At 42.3% G+C, this 18,434-nt stretch carries 14 protein-coding genes; 7 read left to right on the top strand and 7 right to left on the bottom strand.

The window, feature by feature from the left end:
- The first annotated feature begins 114 nt into the window (after positions 1–114).
- Positions 115–279 (top strand): rubredoxin, encoded by a 165-nt coding sequence (locus FLL45_RS13180; protein ID WP_142942525.1) that lies wholly within the window; start codon positions 115–117, stop codon positions 277–279.
- A 117-nt stretch (positions 280–396) separates the two neighbouring features.
- Positions 397–852: a flagellar basal body-associated FliL family protein gene (locus tag FLL45_RS13175; protein ID WP_142942524.1), complete on the top strand. Its 456-nt coding sequence runs from the start codon at positions 397–399 to the stop codon at positions 850–852.
- 194 nt (positions 853–1,046) lie between these two features.
- Here FLL45_RS13175 and tdh read toward each other — a convergent pair whose 3' ends face one another.
- From tdh to FLL45_RS13150, 5 genes are all read right to left on the bottom strand, one after another.
- Positions 1,047–2,075, bottom strand: coding sequence for an L-threonine 3-dehydrogenase (tdh, locus tag FLL45_RS13170; RefSeq protein ID WP_142942523.1), 1,029 nt, complete (start codon positions 2,073–2,075; stop codon positions 1,047–1,049).
- A 54-nt stretch (positions 2,076–2,129) separates the two neighbouring features.
- Positions 2,130–3,323: a glycine C-acetyltransferase gene (locus FLL45_RS13165; RefSeq protein WP_142942522.1), complete on the bottom strand. Its 1,194-nt coding sequence runs from the start codon at positions 3,321–3,323 to the stop codon at positions 2,130–2,132.
- Positions 3,324–3,473: 150 nt separating this feature from the next.
- Positions 3,474–3,857 (bottom strand): YccF domain-containing protein, encoded by a 384-nt coding sequence (locus FLL45_RS13160; protein WP_142942521.1) that lies wholly within the window; start codon positions 3,855–3,857, stop codon positions 3,474–3,476.
- A gap of 193 nt (positions 3,858–4,050) precedes the next feature.
- Positions 4,051–5,616 carry a hypothetical protein gene (locus FLL45_RS13155; protein ID WP_142942520.1) on the bottom strand — a complete coding sequence of 522 codons (1,566 nt, stop codon included), beginning with the start codon at positions 5,614–5,616 and terminating at the stop codon, positions 4,051–4,053.
- 390 nt (positions 5,617–6,006) lie between these two features.
- Positions 6,007–10,563, bottom strand: a complete 4,557-nt coding sequence (locus tag FLL45_RS13150; protein WP_185964453.1) for an EAL domain-containing protein — start codon at positions 10,561–10,563, stop codon at positions 6,007–6,009.
- A gap of 317 nt (positions 10,564–10,880) precedes the next feature.
- Here FLL45_RS13150 and FLL45_RS13145 point away from each other — a divergent pair, with 317 nt between their 5' ends.
- The 5 genes from FLL45_RS13145 (at position 10,881) to hslU (ending at position 15,604) form a co-directional block, all read left to right on the top strand.
- A complete protein-coding gene (locus FLL45_RS13145) occupies positions 10,881–11,120 on the top strand; it encodes a GrxA family glutaredoxin (protein WP_142942518.1) in 240 nt (79 codons plus the stop codon).
- 120 nt (positions 11,121–11,240) lie between these two features.
- Positions 11,241–12,944 carry an arginine--tRNA ligase gene (gene argS / locus FLL45_RS13140; protein ID WP_142942517.1) on the top strand — a complete coding sequence of 568 codons (1,704 nt, stop codon included), beginning with the start codon at positions 11,241–11,243 and terminating at the stop codon, positions 12,942–12,944.
- Between the two features lie 32 nt (positions 12,945–12,976).
- Entirely contained in the window at positions 12,977–13,582 is a 606-nt protein-coding gene (locus FLL45_RS13135; protein ID WP_142942516.1) for an SPOR domain-containing protein, read from the top strand.
- A gap of 127 nt (positions 13,583–13,709) precedes the next feature.
- On the top strand, positions 13,710–14,252 hold the full coding sequence (hslV, locus tag FLL45_RS13130; protein ID WP_142942515.1) for an ATP-dependent protease subunit HslV: 543 nt from the start codon (positions 13,710–13,712) through the stop codon (positions 14,250–14,252).
- A gap of 26 nt (positions 14,253–14,278) precedes the next feature.
- A complete protein-coding gene (gene hslU, locus FLL45_RS13125; RefSeq protein ID WP_142942514.1) occupies positions 14,279–15,604 on the top strand; it encodes an ATP-dependent protease ATPase subunit HslU in 1,326 nt (441 codons plus the stop codon).
- Positions 15,605–15,689: 85 nt separating this feature from the next.
- Here the strand turns inward: hslU and pdxH are convergent, their stop codons facing one another.
- A complete protein-coding gene (pdxH, locus tag FLL45_RS13120; protein ID WP_142942513.1) occupies positions 15,690–16,325 on the bottom strand; it encodes a pyridoxamine 5'-phosphate oxidase in 636 nt (211 codons plus the stop codon).
- A gap of 80 nt (positions 16,326–16,405) precedes the next feature.
- On the bottom strand, positions 16,406–18,331 hold the full coding sequence (gene ftsH, locus FLL45_RS13115; protein ID WP_185964478.1) for an ATP-dependent zinc metalloprotease FtsH: 1,926 nt from the start codon (positions 18,329–18,331) through the stop codon (positions 16,406–16,408).
- Between the last annotated feature and the right edge of the window lie 103 nt (positions 18,332–18,434).

Here is an 18,434-nt window from a genome sequence, read left to right as displayed (position 1 = left end):
AAGATTATATCAAAAACCGCAGTTGGAGATGTATATTTTCCTGTCAACTTGCAGTTTGCCTGAAAAATCTTTATAAAGTCGCCTTCTGTTAATTTTTCAATCGACGAGATATCAATGAAGAAGTGGGAATGTATCGTTTGTGGTTGGATCTACGACGAAGAAAAAGGTTGGCCAGAGGATGGTATAGCGCCCGGAACACGCTGGGAAGACGTACCTGAAGACTGGTTATGCCCAGATTGTGGCGTAGGTAAAGAAGACTTTGAAATGGTGGAAATTTAATTCCACCTTCGCTCACTCAAGTTATTGGCACCGTATTCCGTGAGTATTTTTTCTCTCCACAAAGGATATTGATCTATACTTTTTATACCAACTACATAGATTTATATTCGACAAATAATGCACAAAGACTCTCTTTCTCATCTCTTCGCATTGCTTATAGCGGTCTGTTTCTCGTTCGCGGCTTTCAACGCTAGCGCAGCAGAAGAGTCGGCTGAGAACGCTGAAGGTACCGAAGAAGAAGCCCCTAAAAAGCCAGTAAAGTACTATCAAATTGCCCCCAATATTATGACCTTTTACCAGAATACTGGGCGCAAAATGGGCTACATAGTGGTGCAGGTTCAGCTTGTCGTTCGCGGTGATGAAGACTGGGATATCGTCGATGAGAACTTACCCCTTATCCAAGATGCCCTGATTGATTTTTTTAACCGCCAACAAGAATCAGTCGTTCGCGATCTCGCGCAACGAGATGCGCTCAGAGTGCAAGCCAAAGATATCGTCGCTGCGGCGCTTAAGGAAGAGCTAGGAAGAGAAGTGGTTGAAAATTTATTGTTTACTCAATACTTATTTCAATAGCCCACGAATTATTCGCTCTGCTCGTTGCTAGTTAAGGCTCTCAAACGTTCCAAAAATTTACTTGAAAAAACATGCTGACATTCCGCATAAGTCAAACCAGTTTAACAGGGATGAGCGGTTTACAAAAACGCCCGTTCTCTTATTGAGTCGGGCGTTTTTGGAAGCAATGATCAATGAATTTTTTCTGAGCTGACTTACTCAGACCAATCAAGAATTACCTTTCCCGACTGACCGGAGCGCATTACATCAAAACCAGTCTGGAACTGATCGACCGGATAGCGATGGGTGATGATAGGTGAGATATCCAAGCCTGATTGTAAAAGCGAAACCATCTTGTACCAAGTTTCAAACATTTCTCGGCCATAGATACCTTTGATATGTAACCCTTTAAAAATAACTTGGTTCCAATCAACCGCCATGTCGGACGGCGGGATCCCTAACATCGCGATCTTGCCACCATGATTCATTGTTGCCAACATGGATTGAACGGCAGAAGGTACGCCCGACATTTCTAAGCCAATATCAAAACCTTCGTTCATTCCTAATTCTTGCATAACATCGTCGAGCTTTTCATCAGCAACATTCACCGCCCGTGTTGCCCCCATTTCTTGGGCAAGTCCAAGTCGATAATTATTAACATCAGTAATAACGACATTGCGTGCCCCAACATGTCGACAAACAGCTGCCGCCATAATACCAATGGGTCCAGCACCTGTAATCAACACATCTTCGCCGACAAGATCAAATGACAAAGCCGTATGCACCGCATTGCCAAATGGGTCAAAGATTGAGGCCATTTCGTCACTAATATCATCAGGCAGTTTAAATGCATTAACAGCTGGGATGGCAATGTATTCAGCAAAGGCTCCTGGCCGATTTACGCCAACTCCTACTGTATTGCGGCAAAGATGGCGCCGACCAGCACGACAATTTCTGCAGTGACCGCAGGTGATATGACCTTCACCCGATACACGATCACCCACTTTAAACCCCTGAACTTCTTGACCAATTTCTTCGATCACACCAACGAATTCGTGGCCGACGGTCATCGGTACAGGAATAGTATTTTGTGACCACTCATCCCAGTTGTAGATGTGCACATCGGTACCGCATATTGCGGTTTTTTTAACTCTAATTAAGACATCATTATGGCCGACCTCAGGACGATCAGCTTGCTCCATCCAAATGCCTTCTTTGGCAAAACTTTTTGCTAGTGTTTTCATTAATACGTTACTCTTTGTTCAAACAGCGAATCACTATTGGAGTGTAGTCTAAGCTTAAATAACTCCCAGTTTTTTGCCCACTTTTTCAAAAGCTGCCACCGCTTTGTCAATGTGTGATTTATCATGAGCAGCGGACATCTGAGTGCGTATCCGCGCTTGTCCTTTTGGCACAACTGGAAATGAAAAACCAACGACATAAATACCTTCTTGCAACATTTCATCAGCAAATTTTTTCGCCAATGCTGCATCACCCAACATTACCGGAATGATCGGGTGCTCACCGGGAAGCAACTCAAAACCCAGTGCGCTCATTTTTTCCCGAAAGTATTTCGCATTGTCATTGAGTTTAGCCCTCAATTCATTGCCGCTTTCCAACAGATCAAGGACTTTGATCGAAGCCGCAGCAATCACTGGTGCCAAGGTATTAGAGAAAAGATAAGGACGTGAACGTTGGCGTAACCATTCAACAATTTCTTTCTTACCTGAAGTATAGCCCCCAGAAGCACCACCTAGCGCCTTACCGAGAGTACCTGTAATAATGTGGACGCGATCCATTACATTACAGTGCTCATGAGTACCACGGCCATTTTCGCCCATAAAACCAACTGCGTGGGAATCATCAACCATGACCATCGCATCGTATTTATCTGCTAAATCACAAATAGCCTCTAAATTAGCGACATAACCATCCATAGAAAATACACCATCGGTAGCAATGAGTTTGTAACGCGCTCCAGCTTCATCTGCTGCTTTTAGTTGAGCTTCTAAGTCAGCCATGTCATTGTTCGCGTAGCGGTAGCGCATTGCTTTTGAAAGACGAACTCCATCGATGATTGAAGCATGATTCAACGCATCTGAAATAATTGCATCTTCATTGGTTAAAATAGTTTCAAACAAGCCACCATTAGCATCGAAACACGATGAATAAAGAATCGTATCTTCCATACCTAAAAACTGGCTGATTCGTTCCTCTAGTTTTTTGTGAACAGCTTGTGTACCACAAATAAATCGTACTGATGCTAATCCATAACCCCACTCATTAAGCGCAGCTTGACCGGCCTTTATTAGTTGCTCACTATTTGCGAGACCAAGATAGTTATTAGCGCAAAAATTGAGAACATTTTCACCGGTAGTGACGTGGATGTCTGCTTGTTGTTGAGAGTCAATGACGCGCTCATCTTTATACAAGCCAGCTTCATGTAATTCGTTAATTTGCTCTTGAAGGTGAGTTAAGAAAGGTTTTGTCATGGGTTGTGCTTCCTAATTCCAAGTAACTAGTGCCACTCGTTAAATCGATTGGGAAGCAATTTTACAGCAATAATCGTGAAAGCCAACCGGTTTCAAATGGCTACAACCAATGGTCGGCGCACTTGTATTAAGATATAACTCAGATAATGGTCAATAATCGACTATTCTGCGTCCGAACGGTGTAAAACCAAGCTTCATTAGTTTGAAATGTTGGATTCCGAAGGGAATACCAATAATCGACAAACACAGCACGATTCCCCAGGCTAAATGGCTGAAAACCACCCACAATCCACCAAAAATTAACCAGATGATATTCATGATTAGGTTCAAACCGTCACTCGGATAGGCATGAGGATGGCGGCTCGTGACCTCGGAGCCAAAAGGGAACAAGGCTAAAATAGCCAATTTGAAACACTGCAATCCCCAAGGAATTCCCACTAATGTCATACATAAGACGATTCCACCAAAGAAATATCCACAAAAAACGAAGAATCCGCCCAAAATGATCCATAAAAGATTAAAAATAATCGACATTGTCTCTCCTTAAAAGTGTAGAAACTCCACTCAATTATCAAAGTAGTTTCACTAGGAGATATACAAGATTTGATCCAAATAAAAATCGCTAATTAGATCAAAGAGTTACGGAATAAGAGACTCAGTATGACAGGAATGTTTTAACTAAAACACAAACTAATAGTAATTTTGACTAATTTTAGAAAGATCGATCTTAAGCAATCTTTTCAGCAGGATCACCTTCACCTAAGCGAGCAACTTTCGCGGGATCACCTTCGCCTAAACGCGCGATTTTCGCTGGATCGCCTTCGCCTAAACGAGCGATTTTCGCTGGGTCGCCTTCACCTAAACGCGCGATTTTCGCTGGGTCGCCTTCACCTAGGCGCGCGATTTTCGCTGGATCGCCTTCACCTAAACGTGCAATTTTCGCTGGGTCGCCTTCACCTAGGCGCGCGATTTTTGCTGGGTCGCCTTCACCTAAACGTGCGATTTTCGCTGGATCACCTTCGCCTAAAAGTGCGATTTTGGCTGGGTCACCTTCGCCTAATCGAGCGATTTTTGCAGGATCGCCTTCACCTAAGCGTGCGGTTTTGGCTGGGTCACCTTCACCTAAACGGGCGATTTTGGCTGGGTCGCCTTCACCTAAACGGGCGATTTTGGCTGGGTCACCTTCACCTAATCGAGCAATTTTTGTAGGGTCGCCTTCGCCTAATCGATCAATTTTCGCAAGGGCGTCTTCACCTAAACGTACGATTTTGGCTGCTTTGCCTACTAACGCTTTTGTATTTACAGGAGCAATAAGACCCACTCGCAAAATTCGATTCACGGGATCAATCGCGCCTTCTCTAGTTATGCGATTCACCGGATCAATTGCACCTTCTCTTACAAGTCGACTCACGGGATCGATGGCACCTTCTCTTGAAACGCTGTTCATCGGATCGATCGCACCCTCTCTTGCAATGCTATTCATTGGATCAATGGCACCTTCTCTAGTTATGCGATTCACTGGATCGATTGCACCTTCTCTTGCAAGTCGATTCACCGGATCGATGGTACCTTCTCTTGAAACGCTGTTCATCGGATCGATCGCACCCTCTCTTACAAGGCTATTCATTGGATCAATGGCACCTTCTCTTGCAACGCTGTTAACCGGATCGATTGCATCTCTTGTAACGCTATTCAACGGATCAATTGCACCTTCTCTTGCAACGCTGTTCGCCGGATCGATGGCACCTTCTCTTGCAAGGCTATTCAACGGATCGATGGCACCTTCTCTTGCAACGCTGTTCGCCGGATCGATGGCACCTTCTCTTGCAAGGCTATTCAACGGATCGATGGCACCTTCTCTTGCAACGCTGTTCACCGGATCGATGGCACCTTCTCTTGCAACGTTGTTCACCGGATCGATGGCACCTTCTCTTGCAACGCTGTTCACCGGATCGATGGCACCTTCTCTTGCAAGGCTATTCACCGGATCGATTGCACCTTCTCTCGCAAGGCTATTCACCGGATCGATTGCACCTTCTCTTTTAATGACTATTCTCGGATCGATTGCACCTTCTCTTTGAATCTGCGTGACTAACACAATAATATTATTGCTTACTCTCTTTTGTATGACTTTATTCTTATATTGTATGTCAATGTTTAAAACGTCTCTCTCGTGAAAGAGTACTTCCTTTTTGTCTACGAAATTCTCATTAATTTTAGCTTCCAAGCCAACATTACTAACAAGCATCAAACTAGATACCAAAACTACGACTAAATTACGTAATGACTTCATGGTTTTTTACCTAACTAAATATAAAAAAAAAGAGGCAGGATTGCCGAATGTAATTCACCTGTTTAAGATGACCTTTTTATTTTGTCAACTAAACAAGATTAACAATTAACTATACGAATTTTATATGTGCTGGAGCCCGGTTTTTGTGAGGCTTGTATTAGTTTCAGAGATAAATTAGAAGTTTTAGTTTTATTGCGGGGCAATAGACATTTTTATTGTTAATAAGCGCATTAAATAAAAATTGAATTCAATGTTTTTTTGTAATAAAAAAACGCATAATGAGATTTAAAAAAAATACTGAAGATAGACTTTATTTAAACGCAAACACAACAGTATAGCGGCTGGAGATATCTAATAAAAAAAGCGGCATATCTTTGCCGCTTTTTTTCATCAACCTAAAGGAGTTACGTTAACTGCCATTTTGCTTAAATATTCTTGCTTGTGCCAATGTCGATTGAAGATTTCAGGACACAAGCTACCTCGTATCGGGCGACTAAAATAAAATCCTTGGACAATATAAGCGCGATTCATCCATAAATATTCACATTGTGTTTTTGACTCAACGCCCTCAATGACTACTTCCATCTCCATCGTCTTAGCAATATCGATAACGGCTTTAACAACTTTCGCATCTTGCTTGTTGGTTTCAATATTATCAACAAAACTTTTATCGACTTTTATCGTATCAAAAGGAAGGGTTTTTAACTGTGCTAATGAAGAATAACCGGTCCCAAAATCATCGAGTGCAAGACTGAAACCAAGTTGTTTTAATACTTCAATTTGCTTAAGAGTTTCTTGAATATCTTGCATACAAGCACTTTCAGTAATTTCCAATTCAATGAACTTGGCATCCAGGCCTTCTTCTTTTAATATTTCAGAAACTTCAACGGCTAAATTCCTGTTCCAAAATTGATTGGCGGATAAATTAATTGCGGTACGTCCTCGCATCACTCCAGCATCAACCCATTCCTTAGTTTGACGAATTGCTTGTCTTAATAATTGAGCGCCCAGCGGGACAATAAGGCCTGTTTCTTCTGCTAAAGGAATAAACTCTCCCGGACTGATAAAACCAAGCTCTTTATGGGTCCACCGAGCGAGAGCCTCAACACCATTGACCCTTCCAGTATTCAGATCAATTTTAGGCTGATAGAAAAGTTCAATGGTTTCATCATCAATGGCTTTCCGCAAGGCAGTTTCCATTGCAAGTCGTTTTCTTGCACGTTCATTAAATTCAACAGAATAAAAGCGATAAGAATTTTCAACCGATTTCTTCGCTTCGTACATTGCAGTATCAGCGTTTCTCAATAATCGCTCTGGAATAATCGCATCATCAGGCGCAAGCGTGATACCAATTGAAAAATTCAGTTTCAGCTTTTGTCCTTTGACAAAAATTGGCTGATTTAATTCTTTCAATAAAAGCTCAGAGAAAGTTGCGACCGACGAGGATGAGCGGACGTTCTCGATAACGATGACAAACTCATCACCACCGACTCGAGCAACTGTATCACCTTCCTTATTGCAATTGACTAGTCGTGAGGCTACTTGTTTGATCAAATGATCTCCGACGTTATGTCCGAGAGAATCATTAATTCGTTTAAAGTTATCAACATCAACAAGAAACAGAGCAAATCGAGATTTATCACGTTTCGCTTTTTCGATAGTTTGATTTAAGCGGTCATACAGACAAGCTCGATTGGGCAGCCCGGTTAAAGAGTCATAATTAGCCAGTTTTCTGAACTCTTCCTCAGTGCGTTTATGGAAAGTTATATCGGAAAAAACGCCCACATAGTAGCGAATATTACCCTTCTCATCATGAAGCGTATCTATCGAGAGTTTTTGTGGGAAAGGATCATTATTTTTTCGTTCAGCCCAGACCTCACCTTGCCAATTACCTTTCTCTTCAATACTAATATGAATACGCTGTAGTAAGTTTTCAGGCTGATCTTGATAGTCAGGGAACCATAACGCTTCGCCTTTTTTCTCGTCTATTGAGAAACCGGTTATGCGCTCAAAAGCAGGATTACATTCAACTAAGCGCCATTCATGGTCTCTGATCCAAACACCGTCCGATGTACTCTTGAATGCTTGCCCTAACATTTCAAACTGAGCTTCTTTTTCTCTTATATCGGTGATATCTCGCTGAGTTCCTGACATCCGCAGCGCGTTTCCTTGAGAGTCGAACGCTACCACTTTGCCGCGATCTTGAATCCAACGCCAACCATTGTCTGAGTCGAGGATTCGATAACTGATATCAAAGTAATTAATATTACCTGCAATGTGGTTACTCAGTTTTTCTTTCACCATTTGCAAATCACTAGGATGAATATAACTAGCAAGTTCATTTAGATTTTTAGATAGCTTGGGACAATCAATTTGAATCTTCTTAAATTCATTCGATCGAGACATTTCACCGGTCTCTATATTCCAATCCCAAAACTCATGTCCAGATCCCCAAAGACTTAGCTTTAAACGTTCTTCATTTTCTTTTATGGCAATTTGGATATTGATTTCCTTTTTTCGTTTCTTGTATAAAACGATCGAAACGAAAGAGACGAACAAAATGGTTAAAAATAGATAGAGTGACTTAGCTGTTGCATTTAACCACCAAGGCGGCAAAATATTGATTTTAAAATTATCAGACGCATCGATCCAAGTGCCTCCAGCCTCTCTAACCTTCAACTGAAAAGTGTATTCCCCAGGATCTAGGTTCGTAAAAGTTGCTTGTCGAATATTTGAATTTGACATTACCCACTCTTCACTCAGCCCTATTAGGCGATGCTTGAACTCAAGCGCTTTTGGCTTAATAAATTGAGGACTAGTATAGTGAATTGTCAGTGGCGTTTGTTTATAGCTCAATTCGACTAGCTTTTGGTTATCCCAATCATTAGCAGCTTTATTTTTCTTACCCAAATTAAGTGGTTTATTCGCGATGCTAATATTAGTTATTCTAGGTTTAGCAACATAGAGCTTCTTTTCGATAATATTGGGATAAAACCTATTAAACCCGCTAACTCCACCAAAATATAAATAACCGCTTTTACTCAAAATACCGGGTTTATTAAACTCATCTCCTTGAAGTCCATCCGATGAATCATAAACACTGACGTCTAAAGTAGCTGAATCAATAGCGATTAGCCCAACATTGGTACTAGCCCAAATTTGCTGTGATGTGATATCTGGGACAACTGAATAAACGGTATTATTGGGGAGCTTATTAGATTCATCCAGCTCTACAATGTTTCCTTTCTTGCCTAATATCCTTATCCCATTTGATGACGTAGATATCCAAATATTCTGTTTCCAATCTTCATTAACACTAACAATATTTAAGTTTTTGGTATTTTCAATCAATGAATATTGATAACGATCAGGCTCACCATCAGTATTTAATTTATAAACTCCGTCATGCATATCCGCGATTAAAATACTGCCTGTCCCAGTTTCAACCATCGATTTAGGATGCTTAAGGTTGATATAGCTTTCTTCAAGCGCTTGAAGTTTATTATCCTGAAAATAGAACGCCTTTACACCTTTGTTATCAACACCGATCCATATTCGATTTTTGGAGTCATGATAAATAAAACGCACAGCCATTTCGTTTGAAAAAAGTGCATTGTCACTCTCCGTATAAAGGTAAGAAGTTTGATTAATATGATCGTATAAGGTTAGATTAAGAGAGGTACCAATTAAAAGGTACTGTTCGTTTAGGTGAACGATATCATTGATGTAGTCCTTATTTTCTATACCCTCAATTTTAAATTCGTAATGTGTAAAAGTTTTAGACTCTGGATCAAATTTTGACACCTTTCCAGTTTCAGTTCCAATCCAGATGTCACCCTCAGCGTTTTCATTTATCGAGTAAACAACCGGATCAATAAGTCCGTCGCTTGAATTAGGATGAATACCATAGGTTTCAAAATTTCGACTATTAGGAAAGTGACGACTGACCCCACCTCCATAAGTACCAAACCAAAGCGTATCATCGTTTGATTGAAAAATTTTGAATACATTATCGACTGGGAGAGACGCGTCGTTTCTATCGAACGCTTCAATAAGTTGAGCCTTACTTTCGCTTGGTTCAACAACATACAGCCCCTGATTGGTACCAAACCAAAAATAGCCATTTTTATCTTGTAAAACTGTTCTAACCTTTTTACTCGGTAGCTCAAAAGGAACTGGATCTAATCGATTAGAGTCTCTTTTGAGAATAAACAACCCGTCACCCCAAGTTGCAACAAAAACTCTACCGAAGTTGTCTCTGTAAATATCGACAACACTAAAATTTTTAGGACTTTGTGCCTTAGTATTAACTATATCTGAAAATAAGTTTACTCTCTTAAACTTCTTCGTTCGACGATCAAACTGGTGAAAACCATCATACAAACTACCAATCCAAATCTGCTTTCGCTCATCTTCCAGAATTGCTCGAACCTTAGAATGACTGTGCTGTTCTATATATTTTTTCTGCTTGTCATAGATATTCAACCCAGCAGAGGTTCCAATCCAAATTTTTCCGTCGCTGGTTTGATAAAGTGAACGAATTTGTCCAGAATTAATCTGTCTTTCTGCAGGAGAATCTTCACTAAAGCGAATAAAGTTGTCGTGTTTTTTGTTGTAAAGGTTTAATCCGTCATTTGTGCCTACCCACAATAAACCGGCCTTATCAATAAGAAGCACTCTAACGTGATTATTACTTAAAGAAGCGCTGTCTAATCTATTATATCGATAAGTGACAAATTCCAACCCATCATATCTTTGGAGACCATCCTCTGTGGCAAACCACATAAAGCCGTCTTTGTCTTGTGCTATGTCATAAACAACGGTCGAAGCAAGACCTTCTGTTTTACTGATAGTTTTGAATTTGATTAGCGGCTCACCTAAAACCCCACCAGCCAGCATTGCTAGAATTAGCAAGAGACCTGTTGAGAGTTTTTTAGCGAATGCCATGTTAACCATACTTTCTCGGTGGATTTAATTATTCTTATTATCGAGGACGAACGTAAATTATAGCTCAGAATCGTTAATCTTTGCTTATTTCTCAAAGATTTACACGAAATATCTCAAAATTTTATTAAGTTGTAAATGAGAATTTTCAATTACATTTTCGCGTTACTTAAATTAAATCTATCAAAAACATAGGTTGATTGAATTAGACTAATTATCTCAGTCCCCGCAAAATATCCAATACAAGGCAATCAGCGCAATCCGTAACGTTTAACTCGCTGACAAGTCTTTAAGCAACAGAGTATTTTTTGGAGTGACCGATGGAAAGATTTACAATTTTTGGCCGTCCTGGCTGCGGATTTTGCGTTAATGCAAAACGTTTGTGCGAAATGAAAAATTTCGACTACAAATATGTCGATATTTGGGAAGAAGGTATTTCCAAAGAAGACCTCGCAAAATCAGCTGGCAAGCCGGTTCACACTGTGCCGCAAGTGTTCCATGGCAACAAACACATCGGTGGTTTCGACGATCTTCAAGAATATGTCGCTAATTTAGGCTAAAAACTAGATTTACATAGCCAAACTACTGCTTTTTTTGCATAATACCCAGCTAATATACAGAAAAAAGAATTTAAATTAACTTTTATCTGTAACAGTTTGATTTTTAAGGTATCTAGTCCAATGAAAGCAGTAGTTGAAGCTTGGCTTGAACAAGCAATCAATCAACTCAAATCACAAGGTGTCATCCCTGACGCTTTTGCCGCTAAAGCTAATGTCACTCACACCAAAGAAAAAGCCCATGGCGACTTTGCCACCAATGCTGCTTTGATGTTGGCTAAACCCGCTGGAAAACCGCCTCGCGAAGTTGCTCAACTCATCGTCGATCTACTCGGCGAACGCGCAGAAATCGATAAAATGGAAATTGCTGGACCCGGTTTCATCAACTTTTTCCTCAGCCAAGCCGCTGCGACCCAAATTATTAACCAAGTAATCGAACAGAAAGGCCAATTTGGACACTCGAATGTTGGCGAAGGTAAATCGGTTCAAGTTGAGTTCGTCTCAGCCAACCCAACTGGTCCACTGCACATTGGCCATGGACGAGGCGCAGTTGTTGGTGATTGCCTCTCAAGGTTGCTCGATGCGACCGGTTGGCAAGTATCTAAAGAGTTTTACTACAACGACGCCGGCCAACAGATCAATAACTTGGCCAATTCAGTTCAAGCACGTTGCAAGGGGTTTGGACCTGACTCAGATGATTGGCAAGACGACTGGTATCAAGGCGATTATATTCAAGATGTTGCCAATGACTACTTGGCAAAGAAAACCGTTGATGCTGCAGACAAACATGTCACTGCGAAAGGTGACGCGGACGATTTACAGGCAATTAGAGAGTTTGCGGTCGCTTACTTACGTCGAGAGCAAGATCTTGATTTGAAAGCTTTTGAAGTCGACTTTGATGTCTACTTCCTAGAGTCATCTTTGTACGAAAATGGCGATATTGAGAAAACAGTTGATGCGCTCGTCAAAGCCGGTCACACCTACGAAAAAGAAGGTGCCCTATGGCTTAAAACCACTGACTACGGTGACGATAAAGATCGAGTGATGCGCAAAACCGACGGTGGCTATACCTACTTCCTTCCGGATGTCGCTTACCATGTGACCAAATGGAACCGCGGATTTGGCCGAGTCGTCAACGAGTTTGGGGCAGACCATCACAGCACCGTCGATAGGGTCAGAGCCGGTTTACAAGCGCTCGATATTGGCATACCAAAAGGCTGGCCAGAAGTCGTTTTGCATCAAATGGTTACTGTTATGCGTGGCGATAAAGAGGTTAAGTTAGGAAAACGTCAAGGCGGTTATCTTACGCTTCGCGACATTATTGACGAAGTCGGTAAAGATGCCACCCGATACTTCCTCGCTGCGCGTCGTTCTAACTCACAAATGACTTTCGATTTAGAACTTGCTGCGTCACAAACTAATGAAAACCCGGTGTATTACATACAGTACGCCCATGCGAGAATTTGTTCTGCGTTTAGAAAAGCTGCTGAATTGGGCAAACCATTTGACCAAGCTTTGGGGCTCAAACATTTAGACAAATTAACCCTAGAAGAAGAAACCGGGCTCATGGATAAAATGAGTCAATTTCCAGATTTAGTCAAAGTGGCAGCGGCCAATTTAGAGCCGCATGTAATCGCTCACTATCTCCGAGAGCTAGCTGCAGAACTACATGGTTACTATCAGATTGGCCAAAATGATGAGTCTGCTAGGTGGATTGTCGCCGATGCGGAAATGTCTCAAGCTCGTTTGACTTTAATCGATGCAGTAAGACAAGTTTTTGTGAATGGGTTGGAATTACTCGGTGTTAGCGCACCAGAATCAATGTGAGCCAGCAGTTAATTAAGGTCATTTAGTTTTATATGCCACGAGATTACGCCAAAAAAAGCGCCCCAAAGAAAAAGAAACGTGGTGCAAGCCGCGGTAAGAAGCAAGCAACCGTACCACTCGGTTTGTGGTTGATTACCGTGGCGGCAGTGCTCGGATTAGCTGGCGCGTTGATTTATATAAAATGGTTTAACCCAAAAAGCCAATCTTCGATTGTCAGCCCCAAACCACAACAATCAAGTGCCAGTAAGTCTACAAATTCGACGAACAAATCCATTAACAACTCCGGTGTTGATGAAGTCGACGAAGTGCCATTTTATGAAGTCCATAAGGACTTAACCAATAAGAAAGTCGAAATTCCCAAAGAAGACTTAAAGCTTCCTGATCACTACAAAAAGTTTTTTTACACCATGCCTTGCGGTTCTTTCCGCGAGCCGAGCCGAGCAGACGAGCTAAAAGCCATGATAGCTATGAGTGGCAGTAGCTCTGAAATATCACAAGTCCAATACCAAGGTACTACTTGGTATCGCGTTCAACTCGGACCTTTCAACAGTAAAAGAGCCGCGGAAAGAATTCGACATCGTCTTCAAGATAACGGGATTCATGACTGTAAAATCAATCAACATCTCAAAAAAGATTAGCACGAATTCTCGCCACCAAAGTCGCGGCAAATAAGCGGGATTTTTCAGCGTATTTGCCTTGAAAAATGCTGTTTCATACCCAAATAGCTTCGATAACTTTGAAAAAAACCAAAATGGAGAAAACCAATTGGAACAGTATCGTGGCACCACCATACTCTCCGTGCGACGCAACGGTAAAGTCGTCATTGGCGGCGATGGCCAGGTATCCTTGGGCAATACCGTGATGAAAGGAAATGCGCGTAAAGTTCGTCGATTGTATAAAGGCAAAGTCTTAGCTGGTTTCGCAGGCGGTACCGCAGACGCATTTACTTTGTTTGAGCGCTTCGAAGCCAAATTAGAAAAGCACCAAGGAAAATTAATGCGTGCCGCCGTCGAGCTTGCTAAAGACTGGCGAACGGATCGCATGCTGAGACGCTTAGAAGCATTGCTAGCCGTAGCAGATAAAGAGCACTCGCTCATTATTACCGGGAATGGAGATGTCATCGAGCCCGAAGATAGCCTAATGGCCATCGGTTCTGGCGGTCCTTTTGCACAGTCAGCAGCGCGAGCACTGCTTGATAATACTGACATGAGCGCCAAAGAAATCGTCCAATCAGGATTAAAAATCGCAGGTGATATCTGTGTATATACCAATCACAACAACACCATTGAAGAACTCGACTGCGAGTAATATAGATTAACCACCGGAAAAAGTTTATGTCGCAAATGACACCTAGAGAAATCGTTCACGAGCTTGATAAACACATTATTGGTCAAGACTCAGCCAAAAAATCTGTCGCTATCGCACTAAGGAATCGCTGGCGACGCATGCAGGTTGATGACAACTTGCGTAACGAAATTACGCCTAAAAATATTTTAATGATTGGTCCGACAGGCGTCGGTAAAACAGAAATCGCGAGACGTTTAGCTAAACTCGCGAATGCGCCTTTCATTAAAATCGAGGCTACAAAGTTTACTGAAGTAGGCTATGTCGGTAGAGATGTTGACTCTATCATTAGAGACTTGGTCGATGCTGCTTACAAAATGCTCCGCGAACAGGAATATCACAAAGTCCAAATGCGCGCTGAAGAAGCCGCAGAAGAACGAATTTTAGATGCGTTACTGCCTCCCGCGCGTGGTTTTGAGAATGAACCTCAAGAAGCTGACAACTCGGCTGCCCGTCAAATGTTTCGCAAGAAATTGCGCGAAGGCACCATCGACGATCAAGAAATCGAAATTGATATCTCTGGCCCCTCTGTTGGCATCGAGATTATGGCGCCCCCCGGCATGGAAGAAATGACAAGCCAGCTTCAAGATATGTTTCAGCATAACGCGCCAAGCAAAAAGAAAAAACGCAAGTTAAAGATTAAAAACGCTTTTAAGTTATTAATTGAAGAAGAGTCTGAAAAACTCATTAATCAAGACGATCTTAAAAACCGCGCAGCTGAAGCGGTGGAAAATAATGGTATTGTATTTCTTGATGAAATCGACAAAGTTGCAAAAGGCGATCGCGGTTCAAGCGGTGAGGTTTCCCGTGAAGGTGTACAACGCGATTTGCTGCCTCTGGTTGAAGGATGCACTGTATCGACTAAATATGGGATGATCAAAACTGACCATATCCTGTTTATTGCCTCAGGCGCGTTTCACTTATCAAAACCCTCTGATCTAATTCCCGAGCTTCAAGGCCGATTGCCAATCCGGGTCGAGCTTAGTTCACTGAGTGCCGATGATTTCAAACGAATCCTCACAGAACCTGATGGCGCATTGACCAAGCAGTATATTGCGCTTATGCAAACTGAAAATCGCGACATCGAGTTTACCGAAGATGGCATTCTAAAAATTGCAGAGGTTGCCTGGCAGGTTAACGAAACCACTGAAAATATCGGCGCGAGACGACTCCATACTGTCATGGAAAAGCTACTTGAAGAAATTTCCTTCACGGCATCCGATTCAGATGAAAAACTAGTGGTAGATGCCGACTATGTCAAAAACCAACTGGGTGAGCTAGCAGAAGATGAAGACTTAACTCGCTTTATTCTTTAACCTTTGGTTTTAACTACCAACCCATTAAAAAAGGCGCTTATAGCGCCTTTCTTTAGTAAACATCGCCTTGACTGCAAGATTCTTTTTAAGGCGCCAAACGCTTAATATCCCAGCCCATTTCAGAGGGCGTATAAACAAAGCGATCGTGTAAACGAGCCCCGCCACCTTGCCAGAATTCAAAGGCGGTTGGTTTGATTCGATAACCTCCCCAAAAATCCGGTAGAGGAATTTCACCATCAGAAAACTTTTGCTTCATTTTTTCGAAAGTCGTCATTAGCATTTGACGAGAAGAAATCGGCTGGCTTTGATTGGAAGCCCAAGCGGCAAGTTGGCTATCTCTTGGTCGAGAGACAAAATATTTAAACGCTTCAGTAGTACTCAATTTTTTAGCCACGCCCTTAATTTTTACTTGTCGCTCCAAGGGAAGCCAAGCAAAGTGAGTACTAACTTTCTCGTTATGTTTTATATCCATGGCTTTCGCGCTGTTAAGATTGGTATAAAAAACTAATCCATCTTGGTCTAGCTGCTTTAATAAAACAACTCGTTGGCTGGGCTGCCCTTCGGTATCAACAGTGGCTAAAGTCATAGCAGTCGCATCAACTAACTCAACTTGGCTAGCCTGATTAAGCCATGCTTCAAGTTGAGTAATCGGATCATCATCAAGCTGGCTGCGACGAAGCCCATCTTTTAGATATTCTCGCCGTACGTCATCTAGTTTCATTTGATTGCCTAAATTTATATCCCAAAAACGAACAGGGCATCTAAATGATGCCCTGCGTTTTATTAAAGTTCTAAAACTGACTAGGGTTGAGCCGCTGGACCGCCGATAGGCCCTTCGCTCTGGCTTTTCGGTGTCTCGACTTTATCAGCACCACCGGTCTTGCCAGTCTTTCCAGTATCGTTATCGTCGTTCCAATCTTCCGGTGGACGAGGATCCTTACCTTCCATAATATCGTCGATCTGGTTCGCATCGATGGTTTCATACTTCATTAATGCGTCCGCCATCTTTTCAAGTTTATCTTTGTTTTCCTTAAGCAACCTCTCAGCTCGCTGATAGTTCTTATGGATTAGATCCTTGATTTCCTGATCGATAACTGTCGCAGTATCATCAGAGACATGTTTTGTCTGAGTGACTGAGCGGCCAAGAAATACCTCACCCTCGTCTTCTGCATAGGTCAATGGACCCAGCTTTTCTGAAAATCCCCATTGGGTTATCATGTTACGCGCAATATCCGTTGCTCTTTGGATATCATTAGAAGCACCAGTTGTAACTTTTTCAGGACCGTTTAACATTTCTTCAGCAATTCGACCGCCATACAAAGATGATAGCTGGCTTTCCAAATATTCTTTGCTGTAGCTAAATCGATCTTGCTCAGGTAAATACATAGTAACCCCCAGCGCTCGACCACGAGGGATGATTGAAACTTTGTAAACCGGATCATGAGAAGGCACTAGGCGACCCACAATTGCATGACCAGCTTCGTGCCATGCAGTATTGAGCTTTTCTTCCTCACTCATCACCATAGAGCGACGCTCAGTTCCCATTAAGATCTTGTCTTTTGCTTTCTCAAAGAATTCTTGAGTAACCGTTCTGCTGTTTGCCTTCGCAGCAAACAGGGCCGCCTCGTTAACCAAGTTCGCTAAATCTGCGCCTGAGAAGCCCGGCGTACCGCGAGCGATTGCATTAGGATTAACATTGTCAGCTAATGGCACTTTACGCATGTGCACTTTAAGAATTTGTTCGCGCCCTTTGATATCCGGTAAACCAACGGTCACTTGGCGGTCAAATCGACCTGGACGCAATAATGCGGGATCGAGAACATCAGGCCGGTTTGTCGCGGCAATAACGATAACACCTTCACCACCATCGAAGCCGTCCATTTCGACAAGTAATTGGTTAAGCGTTTGCTCGCGCTCGTCGTGTCCACCGCCAAGTCCGGCGCCACGATGACGACCAACTGCATCGATCTCATCGATAAATATAATACACGGTGCTTGCTTCTTCGCTTCGGCGAACATATCACGTACTCTCGACGCACCAACACCTACGAACATCTCAACGAAATCTGATCCCGAAATAGTGAAGAAAGGAACTTTTGCTTCGCCTGAAATTGCTTTGGCGATCAAAGTTTTACCGGTTCCAGGAGGACCAACCATCAATACGCCTCGCGGTATTTTACCACCGAGCTTTTGGAACTTACTTGGTTCTCTCAAGAATTCAACGAGTTCAGAGACCTCTTCTTTTGCTTCTTCGCAACCAGCAACATCTGCAAAGGTGGTTTTGATCTGATCTTCACTCAATAATTTTGCTTTGCTTTTCCCAAAGCTCATGGCACCGCCTTTACCGCCACCTTGCATTTGACGCATAAAGAAAATCCATACCCCAATCAATAACAGCATTGGGAACCATGAGATGAAGATGGCAAATAGAGTGCTTTGGCCTTCTGGTGGCTGCCCCTTGTAATCGATACCTTTCTCAAGTGCGGCATCAACCAACGACTCATGTGCCCCAGGGGGAATCACCGCAGTCACTTGATCGCCATTTGAACGAGTCGCAGTAGCACTCTCAATGCCAGAGTCTAACGCTACAATTCGCCCATTTTCGATTTCCTTGATTAGCTGGGAAAACTCAATCTCTTGAGATTGCATTTTCGCGCCTTCAAAATTCTTAAAAACAGAAACTAATACCAGCCCGATTACTAACCAGAGCAAGATATTCTTAGTCATATCGTTCAAAGGAACATCCTCTATTTATCCGAAATTACCGTTAGCAGAATACAAGCCTGCTACTCTACTAACTAATATACGTATATTATGGGTCTTTTGGCCC

It is taken from the genome of Aliikangiella marina, assembly GCF_007004765.1.
GTDB lineage: Bacteria > Pseudomonadota > Gammaproteobacteria > Enterobacterales > Kangiellaceae > Aliikangiella > Aliikangiella marina.
Note: the sequence above shows the minus strand (reverse complement) of the source record. Positions and strands in the feature narration are given on the sequence as shown.